This window comes from Bradyrhizobium sp. 33ap4 (genome assembly GCF_032654765.1).
GTDB lineage: Bacteria > Pseudomonadota > Alphaproteobacteria > Rhizobiales > Xanthobacteraceae > Bradyrhizobium > Bradyrhizobium australafricanum.
On record NZ_JAUMTJ010000002.1, the window covers coordinates 192,923 to 210,532 of the forward strand.

Sequence of the window (17,610 nt, forward strand, 5' to 3'; positions counted from 1 at the left end):
AGTCAAGCGTCCGTGCGCGGCCGCAGCACCAGATTGACGAGATTGCGGGCGTAGGCCGGCGTCAGCGGCTTGATGCCGAAGACGTAGCGGTAGAACAGGCTGCCATAGATGGCGTCATAGATATCGCCGGGGACGCCCGGCGCGCCGATGCTGCCGTCCTTCTGGCCGGCGGCGATGATCTCCAGCATCTTGCTGCGGCGCAGGCCGAGGTAACGCTCGTAGAACAGTTCTGCCGTGCTGGTCTTCGAGATGCATTCCGAGATCACGGCAAGCTGCACGCGGCCGAACTCGCCCTGCAACGCCTCGACATAGGTTGCAACGTGGCGGCGGATGCGGGCCACCGGACTGCCGGTTTCGGGCAGCGGCACGGCCCGCGAGGCCTGGTCGAGGAAGGCATCGATCAGCAAGGCTTCGCGCGACGGCCACCATTTGTAGATCGTCATCTTCGAGACGTTGGAATGCCTGGCGATCGCGTCGATGGTGGTCGCGGCGAGGCCGGTCGTCGCCATCAGTTGATAGGCGCCTTCCAGGATCGCGGCCGTGGTCGCGGCGGAACGCGGCCGCCCGCGCCGCCCCGTTGCCGCTTCCTCTGTCTGCGTCTTGCCGCTGGCCATGGCCGGACTTCGCGTCCTGCGTCTTTCAATCATTGCGCTGCATGCGGGCATAGCATGAAATCGCGCTCGGTTTCAGATCGTCGCCGTCGCTGATAGTGTACAACGCGCAGGCCAGAGCTTGCGTGCGGCACATTGCCCTCGCTCTGTCCAGCTCAGCCGCCGATCCAACAGGAGTGTCCCCGTGAAGGCCGTCTACAGTGATCTGCACCGCAGCCATGATCCGCAATTCTTCCTTGTCCGCGGTGTGGTCCAGCGTACCACCGAACAGCCCGAACGCGCCGACCGCCTGCTGGCGGGCCTGAAGGCCGGCAAGCACACGCTGATCGAGCCGACCAAGTTCGGGCAGGGGCCACGGGCGCGCGTGCACAGTCCGGAATATCTGAGCTTTCTCGCGGACGCCTGGGACGAATGGTCGGCGCTCGGCAATGCCGGACCGGAGATGATCGCGAACATCCACCCGGTGCGCAATGCCGGCACGTACCCTGCTCATATCGTCGGCAAGCTCGGCTGGCACACGATGGACACCGCAGCCCCGATCGGTCCCGGCACCTGGGCCGGCGCCTGCGCCGCGAGCGACGTGGCGGTCACCGCCGCGCAGATGGTGCTCGACGGCGAGGACGCCGTCTACGCGCTTTGCCGCCCGCCCGGTCACCACGCCTATCGCGACCTCGCCGGCGGCTTCTGCTTCCTCAACAACAGCGCGATCGCGGCCGAGCATCTGCGCCAGAAGCATGAGCGCGTCGCGATCCTCGACGTCGACGTGCATCACGGCAACGGCACGCAGGGCATCTTCTACGAGCGGCCGGATGTCTTCACCGTCTCGATCCACGCCGATCCGTCGTTCTTCTACCCCTTCGTCTGGGGCTATGCGCATGAGCGCGGCGCCGCAGGTGGCCTCGGCACCAATCTCAACATTCCCCTCGCCAAGGGCACCGGTGACGACGACTACATGAAGGCGCTCGCGGTGGCGGAGAAGGCGATCCGCTCCTTCGCCCCGACCGCGCTCGTGGTCGCGCTCGGTCTCGACGCCTCCGAGAAGGACCCGCTCGCCGGTCTCGCCGTCACCACCGACGGCTTCCATCGTATCGGCGAGGGACTGGCCCGATTCGGACTGCCGACGGTGCTGGTGCAGGAGGGCGGCTATCTCTCCGACATCCTCGGCGCCAATCTGACGGCAGTGCTCGGCGGGTTTGAGGCCGCGCGCTAGCGCGGTTTCTGGCGAGGTAGCGACCGGTCCGCGCGAACAAAGCGCGTCAAGGCCGGAATCCGGAGCATCGGCCTTGATTGGTCAAAGCCGATGCCCCGGCCGCGAGCCGCGCACCAGAGCGTCGCGGACTTGCGTGTCCGCAACCAAAATCACATCATGCCGTTGGTATTCGGCGCTGGTTTATGATTCTGCCTGGCGGCTTCAGCCGGCCGGGTGGACCGCAACGCGAGGACGGCCATGAGTGACCTGCTTCGCATCGCCATCGTCGGCTTTGGCGAGATCGCGTGCCGGCAGCACGTGCCTGCGATCGCGAAGACGTCAGGCGTGGCTCTCGTTGCGGTGGTTGATCCCGTCAAGACCCCGCCCGGTCTGCCGCATTTCCGCGATTTGCAGGAGTTGTTGCGCGACGGGCCGGAGATCGACGCGGTCGCGCTGTGTACGCCACCGCAGATGCGCCACGCGCAGGCCGCCGCCGCGCTCGCGTCGGGTAAGCACGTGCTGCTGGAGAAGCCGCCGGGCACGACGTTAAGCGAACTCACGCCGCTGATCGCGGCCGCGCAGGAGGCGGGTCGGACATTATTCGCCACATGGCATTCACGCTATGCGGCCGCGGTCGGCCCTGCGCGGCAATTGCTCGCGAGACGCACCATCAACAAGGTGACCATCATCTGGAAGGAAGACGTGCGCGTCTGGCACCCAGGCCAGGCCTGGATCTTCGAGGCGGGTGGCTTCGGCGTGTTCGATCCCGGCATCAACGCGCTGTCGATCCTGACCGAGATCCTGCCGCGTGCGGTCTTTATCAGGAGCGCGGCGTTGGACTTTCCGTCCAATCGGGAGGCGCCGATTGCGGCAGAGATCGAACTCTCCGACGCGGGCGGCTTGCCAATTCACGCCGAATTCGATTTCCGCCAGACCGGATCGCCGAGCTGGGACATCCTGTGCGAAACCGAGGCCGGGCCCGTGACGCTGTCGAAAGGTGGAAGGCAACTGCGCGATGGCGGCAGGCTGGTGGTCGATGCGCCGGATGAGGAATATCCCGCGCTGTACCGCCGCTTCGTCGCGCTGACCTCGGAAGGAAAATCCGATGTCGACCTCGCGCCCTTGCGGCTTGTCGCCGATAGCTTCATGCTCGGGCGACGGCGCCTCGTCGAGGCGTGCGAGGACTGACAATGACATCAGCCAGCATTGGTCGCGCTCCCTTCGGCAAATTGCACGACGGCACCGTGGTCGAGCGCGTGATCTTGCGCGGCGAACATGGTTTTGAGGCCGCCATCCTTCCGTTCGGCGCCACGCTGCAGGCGCTGCTTGCGCCGGATCGTGACGGGCATTGCGACGACATCGTGCTTGGCCACGACGAACTCGACGGCTATCTCGCACAGCGCAAATTCTTCGGCGCGACGATCGGGCGCTATGCCAACCGGATCGCCGGCGCGCGTTTCGTGCTCGATGGCGAGACCGTGCAGCTCGACGCCAACAACGGTCCCAACGCGCTGCACGGCGGCCTGCAGGGCTTTGATCGCAAGCTGTGGCGGATCGTCGAACTATCGGATGATCCGGGACCGACACTGGTGCTGGAGCGCGAGAGCCCGCATGGCGAGGAGGGCTATCCGGGCAATCTCGCGGCGCGCGTGACCTATCGCGTGCGCAGTCCGATGGAGCTCTCGGTCACCTACGAGGCGACGACGGACCGGCCGACCTGCCTCAATCTCACCAATCATAGTTTCTTCAATCTCGAGGGCGCGCGCTCGGGCATGCAGATCCTCGATCACCGGCTGACGATCGTCTCCGACCATTTCCTCGCGGTGGATGCCACGGCGATCCCGCTCCACGAACCGCCGCGGCCGGTCGACGGCACGCCGTTCGACTTCCGCAAGTCTACAGCCATCGGCGCGCGGATCAGGATGAATGACGAGCAGCTGCGGCTCGGGCGCGGCTATGACCACAATTTCTGTCTGGCCAAGGGGGCGGGCCTTTGCCTTGCTGCGCGCCTCGAGGCGCCGCACAGCGGCCGCGTGATGGAGCTGTTCACCGATCAGCCGGGACTGCAGTTCTATTCCGGCAATTTCCTCGACGGCTCGACCGCCGGCAAGGGCGATCGTCTGTACCGGCAATCCGACGCGCTCTGTCTCGAGCCGCATGCCTGGCCGGATACGCCGAACCGGCCCGACTTCCCGTCGGCGCGGCTCGATCCAGGACAGCTCTATCGGCGCAGCATCGTCTACCGCTTCTCAACCGCGTGAGTGACGCCATGACCGACCGTGCCGCCGAGCCGCTGATGGAAGAGGTGCCGACATCGGTGCTGTCGGCGGAGCGTTGCCATCTCGGCGAAGGCCCGACCTATGATGCGGCGACCGACACCGCCTGGTGGTTCGATATCCGCGAGCGCCGCCTGTTCGAGCATCGATTTGCAGGTGGCCGCACCGTCATCCACGAATTGCCGAAAATGGCGAGTGCATTGGCGCGGATCGACGGCGACCGGCAGCTGATCCTTGCCGAAGATGGACTTTATATACGGCACGTTGCAGACGGCCGCCTGGAGCTGTTCGCTGCGCTGGAGGCAGACAATCCGCTGACGCGCTCCAACGACGCGCGTGTGCATCCGTCGGGCACGTTCTGGCTCGGCACCATGGGGCGCCATGCCGAGCAGGATGCCGGCGCGATCTATGCGCTCCATCGGGGCCGCATCGTGCGACTCTATCGCGGGATCACCATCCCGAATGCGATCTGCTTTTCGCCCGCGGGCGACATCGGCTATTTCGCCGATACCGCAACCAACGTGCTGCATCGCGTGCCGCTCGATCCATCAACAGGACTGCCGACCGGTGAACCCATCGAATTGATCAGGCATCAAGGCAGCGGCGGCCTCGACGGCGCGATCGTCGATGCCGACGGCCTGATCTGGAACGCGCGCTGGGGCGGCGGCTCCGTCGACGTTTACGATCCCGCCGGCCGGCATCTGCGTTCGCTGCGCGTACCGGCGAGGCAATCGAGCTGCCCGGCATTCGTCGGCCGCGACTTCTCGCGCGTGCTGGTCACCTCGGCCTGGCAGGACATGGATGAGGCGCAGCGTGCGGCCGATCCCGAGCATGGCAGGACGTTCCTGCTCGAGGCCGCCGCGCGCGGTCGGGCCGAGCCTGACGTCAAACTATCCTGACGGAGGGGTGCCGCGCGGCGTTGTTGACGCGACCGGATTATTTGGACGATAGTACAAATATGGTCCGCAAACCTGCCAGGTCTGACGTGAAGGCGGCCAGCGCCCGCAAGCCGAACACGCGCGAGGCGATCCTCGCCGTGGCCGAGGAATTGTTCTCGACCTACGGCTTCAACGCCGTCTCGGTACGCGACATCGCGCACGCCGCCGGCGCCAATCCGGGCAGCGTGACCTATCATTTCAGGACCAAGGACGGCCTGCTGCTGGAAATCTATCGGCGTCATTGCGGCCCGATGAACCGCAGGCGTTCCGAGCTGTTGGCGGCGGCGCGTCGGGTGCGCGATCTGCAGGACCGCTTGGAGGCGATCGTGCGCGCCTATGTGTTGCCGGCCTTTACGTCCGGCAGCGATCTTGCCGGCGGCGGAACGCGGTTCACACGATTGCGCGCGATCATGTCGGCCGAGGGCAATGAGGTCGTGCGCAAGATCATCGCGCAGACCTTCGACGACACCAGTCATGCCTTCATCGACGCGATTCATGAAAGCCTGCCGCATATTCCGCGTACCGATCTGGTCTGGCGCAGCCACTTCCTGCTCGGCGCGCTCTACTACACGCTGGTGACGCCGGAGCGCGTCTCGCGCCTGTCGCGCGGCAGCGCCGACGGCTCCGATGCCGGCCACGCCATCGAGGAACTGGTGCGCGCCACCGTTGCCGCGTTGCAGGCCGCGCCGCTCGACGAAGGGGCGCCCCGCAAGATCCCGGGCTCAAATCCGGGGCGAGTGGTGACCTGAACGTCCGGAGCTTGTCGCGATGGAGAAACTTCGGCTGCGCGCCGTGCTCGGCAATCATCCGCACATCCGGGCGGTGAAGAACGGTGAGCTTCGCTCCGAGCTGTTCGATCTCGACTTCAAAGAATTCACGCCGACCAACGCCGCGTTCAAGCCGATGGTGCGCGAGCAGGCCTTCGACGTCTGCGAGATGGCGATCGTGACCTATCTGATGGCAAGGGCGCACGGCAAGCCGCTGGTGCTGCTGCCGGCGGCGATGGTCGGCCGCTTCCAGCACGGCCATGCGCTCTATCGCGCCGACCTCGGTACGCTTGAGCCGGCCGATCTCGAAAGCAAGCGGGTCGGCATCCGCTCGTTCACGACCACGACCGGGGCATGGATGCGCGGCATCCTTGCCAATGACCATGGCGTGAACCTCGACAGGATCAACTGGGTCACGTTCGAGGATCCGCATGTCGCGGAATATGTCGACAGCACCGAGCGTGCGCCGAAGGGCAAGACAATCGTCCAGATGCTGAGGGACGGCGAGCTCGACGCCGTGCTGGGCGAGACCTCCAGCGATCCGGAGCTCAAGCCGCTGTTCGCCGATCCAGCCCGAGAGGCGTCCCTGTGGTATCAGCGGCACGGCGTGGTGCCGGTCAATCATCTGGTGGTGGTGACATCGCGGCTTGCGGCGTCGCGGCCGGACGTGGTGCGGAGCCTGTACGAGCTGCTCAAGCGCGGCAAGGCAGCGGCCGGCCCGCCCAGCATGCCGGACCTGCTGCCGTTCGGCGTTGCGGCGAACCGCAAGCCGCTCGAATTGATGATCGACTATTGCGTGCAGCAGGCGTTGATCCGCCGGCGCGTCACGGTCGACGAGCTGTTCGACGACACACCACGGGACCTGAACTGATGACAATCTCCGGCGATCCGCGGCAATGGCAGGTCGGCATGCTCGGCTATGGCGAGGTCGGTCGCATCCTTGCCGAGGATCTGCGCCAGCAGGGCGTGAGGGTTTCGGCCTACGACATCAAGCTCGACCGCGGGCAGGGCGCGGCGCTGCGCGCACACGCGGCGGAGATCGGCGTCGAGCTCGCGCAATCCCATGCCGTTCTTGCGGCGCGGGCCGATTTCATCATCTCGGCGGTGACGGCGAGCCAGGCGGTGCCGGTGGCCGCGGCCTGCGCACCTGCAATCCGGAGCGGGGTCTGGTTTCTCGATTTCAACTCGGCCTCGCCCGGCGCCAAGCAGCGCGCGGCGGCGCACATCGACAGCGCCGGTGGCCGCTATGTCGAGGGCGCGGTGATGACCTCGCTGCCGCCGTACCGGATCAAGGTGCCGCTGCTGCTCGGCGGCCAAGGCGCGCGGGAGCTGGCGCCACTGCTGGTCGCGCTCGGTTTCGCGGCGAAGGTCGCAAGCGACGAGCTTGGCGTCTCCTCGGCGGTCAAGATGTGCCGCAGCATCATGATCAAGGGACTGGAGGCCATGGTGATCGAGAGCTTCACCACCGCGCGCGCCTATGGCGTCGAGGATGCGGTGCTCGCCTCGCTCAAGGAGACTTTTCCGTCGATCGACTGGGAGAAGCAGGGCGCCTATTTCTTTCAGCGGGTGATCGAGCACGGCCGGCGGCGTGCCGAGGAGGTGCGCGAGGTGGCGGAGACCGTGCGCGAGGCCGGGCTGACGCCGTGGTCTGCCTCCGGCACCGCCGAGCGGCAGGGCTGGATCGCCGACCTTGCCGATGAGGGCGTGTTCGGACCCAGGGGAACGCCGGACTTTGCCCGCAGCGCCGACTGGCGTACCGAGGCCGACCGGATTCTCGCGCGCATCAAGTCGTAAGGTCTCGCCCGGAGAATCCGCCGCGTTCCCTGCCGACGCGCAATGCGCTATTGCTCCATGAACAGTTTGTTCTGGAGGCACTCCCATGAAGAATTCCGGCAAGGTCGTCGCCATCACGGGGGCGGCACGCGGCATCGGCAAGGCCTGCGCGGCGCGCTTCCTGTCCGACGGCGCCAGGGTCGTCATCTCGGATGTCGACGCTGCAGGGCTGGTCCACACCGCCCAGGAACTCGGACATATCGATCAGTTGCGGGCGGTCGAGGCCGACGTCAGCAAGCGCGCCGATGTCGATCGCATTGTCGCGACCGCGGTGAAGGAGTTCGGCCGGCTCGACGTCATGGTCAACAATGCCGGCGTCGCGCGCAACCGCGACTTCCTCGACATCAGCGAGGCCGAATTCGACGACGTGATGGGCATCAACCTCAAGGGCGCGTTCTTCGGCGTTCAGGCCGCGGCGCGCCAGATGATCGCGCAGGGCGGTGGCGGCGTCGTCGTCAACATGTCTTCGGTCAACGCGCTGCTCGCGATCCCCTCGCTCGCGACCTATGCGATGTCCAAGGGCGCGATGAAGCAGCTCACCTCGGTCGCCGCCGTGGCGCTGGCGCCGCACGGCATTCGCGTCGTGGCGGTCGGACCCGGCACGATCCTGACCGAGATGGTGGCGACGGCGATCTTCTCGTCGGAGGATGCGCGGCGCAGCGTGCTGTCGCGGACGCCGGCCGGCCGCTGCGGCGAGCCGAGCGAGGTCGCCTCCGTCGTGGCATTCCTTGCCAGCGACGATGCCTCCTACATCACCGGCCAGACCATCTATCCCGACGGCGGGCGGTTGATCCTGAACTACACGGTCCCGGTCAGCGAGAAGAAGTAGCGGGCAGGTTCAATCGCGAGCACACTGCCAAAATATCGAAAACAACCCCATGCAAAGGAGCCGGCCGGCGGCCGGCCTTCGACCAGGCGACTTGACGCGTCGGGCAAATCGGGGCTATTGTTCCATTATTCAGAAATCGTGCGATCGTCATCCGGCGTCATCACCCGCGCATGCGCATGCGGGTGATTCAGTATTCCAGAGGCGGTCGTGCTTGAGCCGATGGGCCGCGGCGTACTGGTTCGCCCGGTTGAACCGGGCGATGACCGGTGAGGATGAGGACGCCGCTACCGGCCCTTGAACTGCGGCTTCCGCTTCTCCATGAAAGCATTGCGGCCTTCGCGGAAGTCCGCACTGTCCATGCATTCGATGCCGACCTGCTTGATCGCCGCCATGTCGCGGTCGGCTGGATCCTTCAGCACCTGCGCGATGGTGATCTTGGCGGCTTTGATCGCCAGCGGCGCGTTGCCCGAAATGGTGCGCGCGATCTCCATGGTCGCGTCCCAGAGCTCGGCGTCCGGCAGCACGCGATCGACGAGGCCGATCCGCTGCGCCTCGGCGGAATCGATCCGCATGCCCGTATACATGATCAGCCGCGCCCAGGACGGGCCGACCAGCGACACCAGATGGCGCAGCCCGTCATAGCCATAGGCGATGCCGAGCTTGGCGGCGGGAATGCCGAACTGGCCGCTGGCGCCGGAGATGCGGATATCGGTCAGCATTGCGACCTGCATGCCGCCGCCGAGGCAGAAGCCGCGGATGCAGGCGATAGTCGGCTTCGGATAGTCGGCGAGCAGGGCGCGCTGGGCGGCGCTGCGCCGTGAATATTCCTCGGAGGCCTCGGCGTTGTGCCTGGTCTTCTCGAACTGGCTGATATCGGCGCCCGACACGAAGGCCTTGTCGCCGGCACCGACCAGGATCACGACGCGGACAGCCGGATCGTCGCGCAACGCCGTCAGCGCCTCGCCGAGCCCCTCCCACATCTCCAGCGACATCGCATTGCGCTTGTCGGGATTGTTGAAGGTGATGACGCCGACACCGTCGACGACGTCCAGCAGGATCTTGCCGTCGGCAAGCGATTTGTTTGACATGTTGAGCCTATGAGGGTCCGGACCGATCGAGCGAAGGCTAGCACCCGGCCGACAGCCGGGGCAGGCGGTTTGGAGCACGGCGCGATTGCATTGCCGGGCGGCAACTCTCCCGGCAGTTGTACGGTTCGCAAAATAAACCGCCGCGAAACGGTTGCGCCATGGAGTGCGCCGCCGACGCTCCGTCCCGGTTTAACTTTTTCCTAGTTTTTCGACGGTATGGCTGTACGCACCTGCGCGCCAGGACCATTCCGCTACGCGCTGGGATGCGTGCCGCAGCTGCCCGCTACCATCGCGTCGGTAGCGGACTTCCCCACCACCGGACCGGCAGTGAAGCCGGTCAATCCCGACCTCCGTGCACTCACATCGCCTCGGGCGAGGTTCAGTCGTGTCCGTCGAAAAGTTTCTCAAGCAACGCGCGGTCAAGATCACCGTCAATGGCAGCTACACGTTGCCGAACTGGTACGATGCCCAGGGCAAATTGCGCACCTTCGCCTGCCGCACGACGCGCGTCTCGCCGTTCCGGATGATCGTGGACGTGCCCGTCGTCGGCAGGGTCGGCGACCGGCTGACTTCGTATTTCGAGGAGTTCGGCAAATTCGAGGGCTGCATCACCGACACGATGAGCGGCAGCTTCCTGCTCGAGCTCGAGATGACGCATGCCATGCGTGAGAAGTTCGCCGACAAGCTGACCTGGATCGAGAAGAAGCAAAAGGATCCGAGCATCCGCGAGGCGCGCAACAACCCGCGTTTCGTTCCCGTCGCGCCGCATGCCATGTTGACGCTGGCGGACGGCACCATGCAGAGCTGCTTCATCATCGACATGTCGCTGTCCGGCGCGGCGGTTTCCTCCGAGGCGCAGCCGCCGGTCGGCATGCCGCTTGCGATCGGCGCCTGCGTCGGGCGGGTGGTCCGGCATCTGCCGAACGGCTTCGCCATCAAGTTCGTCGAGACCTACAAGCAGAGCGAGCTGGCCCGCCTGATCTCGCGCAAATCCAAGGAATTGCAGCAAGCGTCGGCCGACGGGGACCCTGTCGCCTGACGGCCGGGATCCGCCGGCTCCCTAGGTCAGCTGTTCCGGGTCTTCGGCCGCGCGCATCCGCGAGATAGTGCGCTCGGTTGCATTTGGACTGGCCGCCGCGATCGCGATCTCCCGCGCCAAATTGGTGCATTCGGCCCACATCAGGAAGAACACCAGCGGTGGCCGTTCGCGCGCTTCCAGCAGTTGCCGGCAACGCTCGGCCGCGCCGTCGATCGCCCACCACTGTTGGGCGACCACCATGACCCTGCGGAAGCTCCGCAACGTGCCGGAAAATTTTTGCGGATCGGCGCCCACGAGCGCGCCGCAATGGTTCAGCCAGTTCAGGCCAGCGTAGATCGCAATCCCGTAGTCTTCGATCGCGGTGCCGGTGAAATCGACGACGGTCTTGTCGTGCGCGCGCTGGCGCAGGAAAGCATCGATCATCTCCGCCTGGCGGGCCGGATCGACCAGCAGCGAGATGTCCTGCCGCGGCACCATCGGGACATAGCGCATCGCTTCGAGCCGCGTGTGCTCCCAGATCGCACCGATGTCGCCGAGCAGATCGCCGGACTTGCGCTTGCAGGCCGGATAGACCAGCACGCCATTGTCGGCGAGATCGAGATAGCGCGGGACCACCTTGTCGAGCGCGGCGACAAACGCCAATGGATCGGTAAGGCCGCGCAAGTCGCTGGCGGCGTCCTCCGCTTGTGCAGGCTTGTTGCCGCGTGTCCAGCCGAAATTGGCCATCCCCGGACGCCCTGATCTCAACCCGGCTATCAGGTTAGTTGGAAAATGCGGCGAAGCAAATGCGGCATTTGCTGCTACGCCGCCGTGCGTGCCCGCCGCTGCCGGTTGACGCGAGAGACCGCCGCGCCTAGCTGATGGTTAATGGCGCAACGCAGGTTGTTGCCGTTTTCGGGACTTATCGCCATGACCGCTTCTGATCGGCAATCGCATTGGCAGACTGCCTATCTGACCAAGGGAGAGCAGCAGGTGAGCTGGTCGCAGGCCGATCCGCAGCCATCGCTGCACCTGATCGAATCGGTTGCGCCCGGCCGCGACGCCTCGATCGTCGACGTCGGCAGCGGAGCTTCGCGACTTGTCGATGCGCTGCTGGCGAGCGGCTTTCATGATGTGACCTTGCTCGATCTCTCTGAAGCGGCACTGGCGAACGCGCGGGAGCGGATCGGCGCAGCAGGTGACGCGGTGCACTGGATCGTAGGTGACGCAACGGTCTGGCAGCCGCAGCAGACCTTCGACATCTGGCACGATCGCGCGGCGTTTCACTTCCTGGTCGAGGAACCAGACCGCGCAGCTTATCTCGACCGGCTGCATCGCGGCGTCAAAGCAGGCGGGCACGCCGTGATCGGCACCTTCGCGCTGGATGGCCCGGAGAAGTGCAGCGGCCTGCCGGTGCAGCGCTATGATCCCGCGACGCTCAGCAGGACCATTGGTCCGGCATTCGAGTTGATCGCGCATGAGGCGCACCGGCACGTCACGCCCTGGGGCGCGACGCAATCGTTCCAGTTCAGTGTGCTGCGGCGCAAGTGACCGGCCGCGGAGGGAGAGGTGAGATGACGGACGCGCCACGGATGATCGGCGAGATCGCGAGCTACCACGCCCATGTCTATTACGACCCCGCGGCCAGCCGGGACGAGGCGGAGCGGCTGCGCAACTGGATCGGCGAGCGCTTTCTGGTCACGCTCGGACGCTGGCACGACGTCAAGGTCGGCCCGCACGATCAGGCGATGTATCAGGTGGCGTTTGCGGCCGAGTTGTTCCCGACCCTGGTGCCGTGGCTGATGCTGAACCACGGCAGCCTGAGCATCCTGGTCCATCCCAACACCACCAATCCGCGCCGCGACCACCACGACGATCCGCTCTGGATCGGCACGCCGCTCGCCGTCCACGCCGACAAGCTGCCCGAAGAGGCGGAGATGGAGCAGGCGCCGACGCCGAACACGTCGCCGACACTGCGTCCCTGAGCGTCGCGGCTGTTGCGTAAAGTTTGACGCAATTGTGCTGCAGCCAAGTCGTTTCAAACTCATCGCGTTTTGCAACGTGAGGTTAAGTCACCATTCCTAGGCTACCCGATAAATTTCAGGGTCGGGGCGCATTGGGCATGTTCTTTTCGTTTCGAAGCTGGTCGTTGTGGCGGGTGGTGGGACCGCTGCTGGCCATCGTGTTGCTGCTGGGCGGCCTGTCGGCGGGCAGCCTGCAGGTGATGTCCGCGGTCAGGGCCTATGTGGCCGGCGAAAGCATGTGGTCGAAGGGGCAGAAGGACGCCATCCACTACCTGCAGACCTATGTCAGCACCGGTGCGCCGCTTTATCTGCAGAAGTTCGATGCCGCGATCGCGGTGCCGCTGGCCGATCGCACGGCGCGGCGCGCGCTGGAAGCGCCGGGCGACAATGACGCCGTGGCGAGGGCCGGCTTCGCCAGGGCAGGTAATCATGATGACGACATCGGCGGCCTGATCTGGCTGTTCAAATATTTCCGCACGATGCACCACGTGGCCGGCGCGGTGACGGCATGGCGCAATTCGGATGCGCTGCTCGATCAGCTGATTGAAATCCGGAACGAGGCGGCGAGCGACGTCGCGCTGCACGATCCGTCGGCTGCGACCATCAGGCATTGGGCCGAACGGATCGGTACGGTTGATGCGGCGCTGAGCACGCTCGCCGTCGATTTCTCCGATCATCTGGGCAAGGCGTCGCGTCAGGTCTCCGCGCTGCTGCTGCTGGTCAACCTCGTGATCGCGGCCTGCCTTGCCGGCATCGTGCTGGTCCATACGCGGCGGATGCTGTGGCGGCGCTGGCTTGCCGAGACCGCGCTCGCGGTCGAGAAGGAGCGCGCCCAGCTCACGCTGGCGTCGATCGGCGATGCCGTCATCGTGACGACGCAGGACGATCGGGTCGACTACATGAACGCCGCCGCGCAGCGGCTCATCGCGGCAGGGCAGGAGGTGACGGGACGGCCGCTGTCGTCGCTGTTCAACATTGCCGAACAGCCGGTGCGCGGATCGTTCGACGCCGACGACGAAAGCCGGCCGCAGCTCCTGGTGCGGCCGGACCATTCCAGCGTGCCGGTCTCGGTGGTCGAGACCCCGATCGTGTATGCCGGAGAACCGGCCGGCCGCGTCATGATCATTCACGACATGACCGCCGAGCGGCGGCTGGTCGAGGAATTGGCGCGGGCTGCCTCGCATGACGCGCTCACCGGCCTTGCCAACCGCCGGCAGTTCGAGTTCGAACTGCACAAAGCGATGTCGGGCTCGCCGGCCGTCGGCGCCGACCTGATGCTGATCGATCTTGATCAGTTCAAGATCGTCAACGACACCTGCGGCCACATGGCGGGCGACCGGTTGCTGAAGCAGGTGGCGAGGCTGCTGGCGACCGAAGTCGGCAGCAGCGGCCTCGTCGCGCGTCTTGGCGGCGACGAGTTCGGCATTCTCCTGCGTGACGACGGCTCCGCGACGCACGACGTCGCTGCCGACGTTGCGGAGCGGGTCAGGGCGGTGATCGAGCAGTCGAACTTCATTTATGAGGGATCGAGCTTCCGGATCAGCGCGAGCATCGGCCTGGTCGGGCTGGCCGACAGCGCCGGCGTGCAGGACGCGTTGCGGCTTGCCGACGTTGCCTGTTTCCTTGCCAAGGACAAGGGACGCAATCGCGTCCAGGAGCACCGCCCGTCCGACACCGGCATGGCCGTGCGCGTTGCCGAGATGAGCTGGGTCAATCGCATTCGCAAGGGACTGGATGAGGGGCGCTTCTGCCTCTACGAGCAGGAGATCCGCCCGGTGAACGGCGTGCTGAAGGGCAACGACCGGCGCGAGCTCTTGCTGCGCCTGCGCGACGAGAGCGGCGCGCTGGTGCCGCCCGGCAGTTTCCTGCCCGCCGCCGAACGCTACGGGCTGATGCCGCTGATCGACCGCTGGGTGGTTCGCCGCGCCTTCGAGATCATCGCCGAGCGCAAGCACCAGCCGCGCAAGATTGCGAGCTACGCCATCAACCTGTCCGGCGCCACCATCGGCGACAGCGACTTCGTCGACTTCGTCGCCGGGCTGTTCGCGCAGCTTGACGTTTCGCCGGCATCGGTGTGTTTCGAGATCACCGAAACCAGCGCAATCTCGAACCTCGACGAGGCGCAGAAGTTCATCGCGCGGCTGCGCGAGGTCGGCTGCAGCTTCTCGCTCGACGATTTCGGCACCGGCATGTCCTCGATCGCCTATCTGAAGCACCTGCCGGTCGACATCATCAAGATCGACGGTTCGTTCGTGAAGGAGATCCTGAACAGCAAGGTCGATCGGGCGATGGTCGAGATGATCACCAAGACCGCGAAGATCATGCAGAAGCAGGTGGTCGCGGAATTTGTCGAGAACCTCGCGATCCTGGACGAGCTGCGCCAGATCGGGGTCGATTACGCCCAGGGTTACGCCATCGGGAAGCCGGTCCCGGTGCTCACTCTCTGGGAAGAAAAGATCGCCTGAGCCGCCGAAATCGTCCCGAATCGGGACATTTTCGGTCAATTCAGCCCGCCCAAGGCTGATTCTCTGGCACTTTCCATCCGAAAAACGTTTAAAAAACCTCTCGTTGTGCGCTTTGTCTCGATTATGCCTTACTCTAATTCCCTGATATGATGAGTGATCGGTGAATCCCGGTGGGCCGGGTAACAGGCCCCAGAGCACCGAACTTGGGGATTGATGGGTCAACGAACGACGAAACCTGCCCGGCGCAAGTCGAGCCGCGGCATGTCTCTGGTGGGCAGCACGGCGTTTGCCGTGAGCGCGCTTGCCCTGTCGTCTGGCCTTGCCGCCTGGATGGTCGGCATCGACCCCACCGCATGGCTTCACGGTCCGGCGCTCGCCAACACCACCGCCTCGCTGAACTTCGACGATCGCTTCGGCTCTCGCTCCACGATCAATTCGGCCTCACTCTATTATCCACTGCGCCGCGGGTTCCGTTCGAGCCGCGGCGATTTCAATTCCGAGTTCGGCCAGATCGAGGACGCGCTGTCCGGCCAGCTGCGCGACACGCAGACCGAACTGCCGACCAGCCAGTCGGCGACGGCGTCCGTCGCCGCCACGACCACAGCGACGACGTCCACCGTGCCGATGCCGCGGTCGCGGCCGGCCGAGGCCAATCTGCTTGCGCGTAACGATCAGCCGCCACCGCCACAGGCGCCGGTGCAGCAGGGCGACAACCGGACGTTCCTGCAGAAGATTGCCGACATGATGCCGGGCAAGATGCAGCTGGCCTCGCTCGATCCGAATGACGGATTGTTGTCCGGTCCGAGCCCCGATCTCGGCAAGCTCGGCTATGACAGCACCACGGCGGTCTACGACATCACCGGCCGCATCGTGTACATGCCCGACGGCACCAAGTTCGAGGCGCATTCAGGCCTCGGCAATCTGCTCGACGACCCGGCGCATGTGAATGCCCGCAACGCCGGCGCGACGCCGCCCGGCATCTATGAGATGAAGCCGCGCGAGAAGCTGTTCCACGGCGTGCCCGCGCTGCGCATGACCCCGGTCGATGGCAGCGACACGTTCGGGCGCGTTGGCCTCTTGGTCCACAGCTACATGCTCGGACCGAATGGCGACTCCAACGGCTGCATCTCGGTCAAGCACTACGACAAGTTCCTGCAGGCCTACCGCAGCGGCACGATCAAGCGCATCGCCGTCGTCATCAACATCAAGGATGTTCAGTCGGCCTCGACCCGCGCGGCGTCGAACTCGTAGGCCGCGCGCCGGCGCCTCCGGCAAATTGCGCAGGCTCTTGCAGAGTCCAACCTTCGATCCGGTGACCGCCTCCAGTGCGGCCTGGTTGCTTCTTCCATCGTCTCGGAAAATTGCACCACGTTGTCGCCAGCTCTCCCTGGAAAGTCGGATCGTAGCCATGTCGTTCTGTGAGCCAAGGAGTTGAGTGTTATAGTTGTCTTCCTAAGACCGCTTGGCCTCCGACTTTACGATGTATACATAGCGTATTCATAAACGCTGAGAGGCGGACCAGTGCCAAAACCCTTTCCAATGAACGCATGGTACGCGGCCGGCTGGGATGCCGAGATCAAGCACGCGCTGTTGCCGCGGACGATCTGCGGAAAGCATGTCGTGATGTACCGGAAGGGCGACGGCGAGATGGTGGCGCTGGAGGATGCCTGCTGGCACCGCCTCGTGCCGCTCTCCAAGGGCCGGCTCGATGGCGATGCCGTGGTCTGCGGCTATCACGGCTTGAAATACAATGCGCAGGGCCGCTGCACCTTCATGCCCTCGCAGGAGACGATCAATCCGTCGGCCTGCGTCCGCGCCTATCCCGTCGTCGAGCGCCACCGCTTCATCTGGCTCTGGATGGGGGATCCCGCGCTTGCCGACCCGGCGCTGGTGCCAGACATGCACTGGAACCACGATCCGGCCTGGGCCGGCGACGGCAAGACCATTCACGTCAATTGCGACTATCGCCTCGTCGTCGACAATCTGATGGACCTGACGCACGAGACCTTCGTGCACGGCTCGAGCATCGGCAATGATGCGGTCGCCGAGGCGCCGTTCGACGTCACCCATGGCGAGAAGACGGTCACCGTAACGCGCTGGATGAAGGGCATCGAGGCGCCGCCGTTCTGGGCCAAGCAGCTGCAGAAGCCGGGCCCGGTCGATCGCTGGCAGATCATCCGCTTCGAAGCGCCGTGCACCGTCAACATCGACGTCGGCGTCGCGCCGGCCGGTTCGGGCGCGCCGGAGGGCGATCGTTCGCAGGGCGTCAACGGCTATGTGCTGAACACGATCACGCCCGAGACCGAGAAGACCTGCCATTACTTCTGGGCGTTCGTCCGCAATCACCGCATTACCGAGCAGCGGCTGACTAGCGAAATCCGCGACGGCGTCGCCGGCATCTTCCATGAGGATGAGATCATCCTGGAAGCGCAGCAGCGGGCGATGGACGAGAATCCGGACCGGGTGTTCTACAATCTCAACATCGACGCCGGCGCAATGTGGGCACGGCGCGTCATCGACCGCATGGTGGCGAAGGAAAATCCGCCGGAGCAGCTGCAGGCTGCCGAGTAGA

General features: G+C 65.4%; 17 protein-coding genes. 14 read left to right on the forward strand and 3 right to left on the reverse strand.

What is annotated here, in order from left to right:
- Window positions 1–2 precede the first annotated feature (2 nt).
- Entirely contained in the window at window positions 3–614 is a 612-nt protein-coding gene (locus Q2M23_RS02505; RefSeq protein WP_057016914.1) for a TetR/AcrR family transcriptional regulator, read from the reverse strand.
- Between the two features lie 181 nt (window positions 615–795).
- Here Q2M23_RS02505 and Q2M23_RS02510 point away from each other — a divergent pair, with 181 nt between their 5' ends.
- The 8 genes from Q2M23_RS02510 to Q2M23_RS02545 all read left to right on the forward strand — a co-directional run bounded on the left by Q2M23_RS02510 (window position 796) and on the right by Q2M23_RS02545 (window position 8,443).
- Window positions 796–1,821 (forward strand): histone deacetylase family protein, encoded by a 1,026-nt coding sequence (locus tag Q2M23_RS02510; protein WP_316394052.1) that lies wholly within the window; start codon window positions 796–798, stop codon window positions 1,819–1,821.
- A gap of 237 nt (window positions 1,822–2,058) precedes the next feature.
- On the forward strand, window positions 2,059–2,988 hold the full coding sequence (locus tag Q2M23_RS02515; protein ID WP_316394053.1) for a Gfo/Idh/MocA family oxidoreductase: 930 nt from the start codon (window positions 2,059–2,061) through the stop codon (window positions 2,986–2,988).
- A 2-nt stretch (window positions 2,989–2,990) separates the two neighbouring features.
- Entirely contained in the window at window positions 2,991–4,061 is a 1,071-nt protein-coding gene (locus tag Q2M23_RS02520; protein WP_316394054.1) for an aldose epimerase family protein, read from the forward strand.
- Window positions 4,062–4,096: 35 nt separating this feature from the next.
- A complete protein-coding gene (locus Q2M23_RS02525) occupies window positions 4,097–4,975 on the forward strand; it encodes an SMP-30/gluconolactonase/LRE family protein (protein WP_316394128.1) in 879 nt (292 codons plus the stop codon).
- Window positions 4,976–5,034: 59 nt separating this feature from the next.
- Window positions 5,035–5,763 carry a TetR/AcrR family transcriptional regulator gene (locus tag Q2M23_RS02530; RefSeq protein ID WP_316394055.1) on the forward strand — a complete coding sequence of 243 codons (729 nt, stop codon included), beginning with the start codon at window positions 5,035–5,037 and terminating at the stop codon, window positions 5,761–5,763.
- A 19-nt stretch (window positions 5,764–5,782) separates the two neighbouring features.
- Window positions 5,783–6,652: a hypothetical protein gene (locus Q2M23_RS02535; RefSeq protein ID WP_316394056.1), complete on the forward strand. Its 870-nt coding sequence runs from the start codon at window positions 5,783–5,785 to the stop codon at window positions 6,650–6,652.
- Between the two features lie 5 nt (window positions 6,653–6,657).
- Window positions 6,658–7,575 carry a DUF1932 domain-containing protein gene (locus Q2M23_RS02540; RefSeq protein ID WP_316394130.1) on the forward strand — a complete coding sequence of 306 codons (918 nt, stop codon included), beginning with the start codon at window positions 6,658–6,660 and terminating at the stop codon, window positions 7,573–7,575.
- An 85-nt stretch (window positions 7,576–7,660) separates the two neighbouring features.
- Window positions 7,661–8,443: an SDR family NAD(P)-dependent oxidoreductase gene (locus Q2M23_RS02545; RefSeq protein ID WP_028333266.1), complete on the forward strand. Its 783-nt coding sequence runs from the start codon at window positions 7,661–7,663 to the stop codon at window positions 8,441–8,443.
- Between the two features lie 284 nt (window positions 8,444–8,727).
- On the opposite strand, the gene Q2M23_RS02550 is transcribed toward Q2M23_RS02545, so the two are convergent.
- Window positions 8,728–9,531 carry an enoyl-CoA hydratase gene (locus Q2M23_RS02550; RefSeq protein ID WP_316394059.1) on the reverse strand — a complete coding sequence of 268 codons (804 nt, stop codon included), beginning with the start codon at window positions 9,529–9,531 and terminating at the stop codon, window positions 8,728–8,730.
- 385 nt (window positions 9,532–9,916) lie between these two features.
- On the opposite strand from Q2M23_RS02550, the gene Q2M23_RS02555 reads away from it, so the two are divergent.
- A complete protein-coding gene (locus Q2M23_RS02555) occupies window positions 9,917–10,570 on the forward strand; it encodes a PilZ domain-containing protein (RefSeq protein WP_316394060.1) in 654 nt (217 codons plus the stop codon).
- Between the two features lie 21 nt (window positions 10,571–10,591).
- Here the strand turns inward: Q2M23_RS02555 and Q2M23_RS02560 are convergent, their stop codons facing one another.
- Window positions 10,592–11,296 (reverse strand): hypothetical protein, encoded by a 705-nt coding sequence (locus tag Q2M23_RS02560; protein WP_316394062.1) that lies wholly within the window; start codon window positions 11,294–11,296, stop codon window positions 10,592–10,594.
- A 183-nt stretch (window positions 11,297–11,479) separates the two neighbouring features.
- On the opposite strand from Q2M23_RS02560, the gene Q2M23_RS02565 reads away from it, so the two are divergent.
- From Q2M23_RS02565 to Q2M23_RS02585, 5 genes are all read left to right on the forward strand, one after another.
- Window positions 11,480–12,100: a class I SAM-dependent methyltransferase gene (locus Q2M23_RS02565; protein ID WP_316394063.1), complete on the forward strand. Its 621-nt coding sequence runs from the start codon at window positions 11,480–11,482 to the stop codon at window positions 12,098–12,100.
- A 23-nt stretch (window positions 12,101–12,123) separates the two neighbouring features.
- The gene (locus Q2M23_RS02570; protein ID WP_057016923.1) at window positions 12,124–12,534 is read left to right on the forward strand and encodes a DOPA 4,5-dioxygenase family protein; all 411 of its coding nucleotides are present in this window, start codon (window positions 12,124–12,126) and stop codon (window positions 12,532–12,534) included.
- A 137-nt stretch (window positions 12,535–12,671) separates the two neighbouring features.
- On the forward strand, window positions 12,672–15,038 hold the full coding sequence (locus tag Q2M23_RS02575) for an EAL domain-containing protein (protein ID WP_316394064.1): 2,367 nt from the start codon (window positions 12,672–12,674) through the stop codon (window positions 15,036–15,038).
- Window positions 15,039–15,299: 261 nt separating this feature from the next.
- Window positions 15,300–16,289, forward strand: coding sequence for a DUF2778 domain-containing protein (locus tag Q2M23_RS02580; protein ID WP_057016925.1), 990 nt, complete (start codon window positions 15,300–15,302; stop codon window positions 16,287–16,289).
- A 270-nt stretch (window positions 16,290–16,559) separates the two neighbouring features.
- Window positions 16,560–17,609 carry an aromatic ring-hydroxylating dioxygenase subunit alpha gene (locus Q2M23_RS02585; protein WP_316394065.1) on the forward strand — a complete coding sequence of 350 codons (1,050 nt, stop codon included), beginning with the start codon at window positions 16,560–16,562 and terminating at the stop codon, window positions 17,607–17,609.
- Window position 17,610 lies beyond the last annotated feature (1 nt).

What these genes read in the sequence shown, in the direction of transcription:
- Q2M23_RS02505 (WP_057016914.1), bottom strand. Translation starts at nt 614, where the DNA reads ATGGCCAGCGGCAAGACGCAGACAGAGGAAGCGGCAACGGGGCGGCGC.
- Q2M23_RS02515 (WP_316394053.1), top strand. Translation starts at nt 2,059, where the DNA reads ATGAGTGACCTGCTTCGCATCGCCATCGTCGGCTTTGGCGAGATCGCG.
- Q2M23_RS02520 (WP_316394054.1), top strand. Translation starts at nt 2,991, where the DNA reads ATGACATCAGCCAGCATTGGTCGCGCTCCCTTCGGCAAATTGCACGAC.
- Q2M23_RS02525 (WP_316394128.1), top strand. Translation starts at nt 4,097, where the DNA reads ATGGAAGAGGTGCCGACATCGGTGCTGTCGGCGGAGCGTTGCCATCTC.
- Q2M23_RS02530 (WP_316394055.1), top strand. Translation starts at nt 5,035, where the DNA reads ATGGTCCGCAAACCTGCCAGGTCTGACGTGAAGGCGGCCAGCGCCCGC.
- Q2M23_RS02535 (WP_316394056.1), top strand. Translation starts at nt 5,783, where the DNA reads ATGGAGAAACTTCGGCTGCGCGCCGTGCTCGGCAATCATCCGCACATC.
- Q2M23_RS02545 (WP_028333266.1), top strand. Translation starts at nt 7,661, where the DNA reads ATGAAGAATTCCGGCAAGGTCGTCGCCATCACGGGGGCGGCACGCGGC.
- Q2M23_RS02550 (WP_316394059.1), bottom strand. Translation starts at nt 9,531, where the DNA reads ATGTCAAACAAATCGCTTGCCGACGGCAAGATCCTGCTGGACGTCGTC.
- Q2M23_RS02560 (WP_316394062.1), bottom strand. Translation starts at nt 11,296, where the DNA reads ATGGCCAATTTCGGCTGGACACGCGGCAACAAGCCTGCACAAGCGGAG.
- Q2M23_RS02565 (WP_316394063.1), top strand. Translation starts at nt 11,480, where the DNA reads ATGACCGCTTCTGATCGGCAATCGCATTGGCAGACTGCCTATCTGACC.
- Q2M23_RS02570 (WP_057016923.1), top strand. Translation starts at nt 12,124, where the DNA reads ATGACGGACGCGCCACGGATGATCGGCGAGATCGCGAGCTACCACGCC.
- Q2M23_RS02575 (WP_316394064.1), top strand. Translation starts at nt 12,672, where the DNA reads ATGTTCTTTTCGTTTCGAAGCTGGTCGTTGTGGCGGGTGGTGGGACCG.
- Q2M23_RS02580 (WP_057016925.1), top strand. Translation starts at nt 15,300, where the DNA reads ATGTCTCTGGTGGGCAGCACGGCGTTTGCCGTGAGCGCGCTTGCCCTG.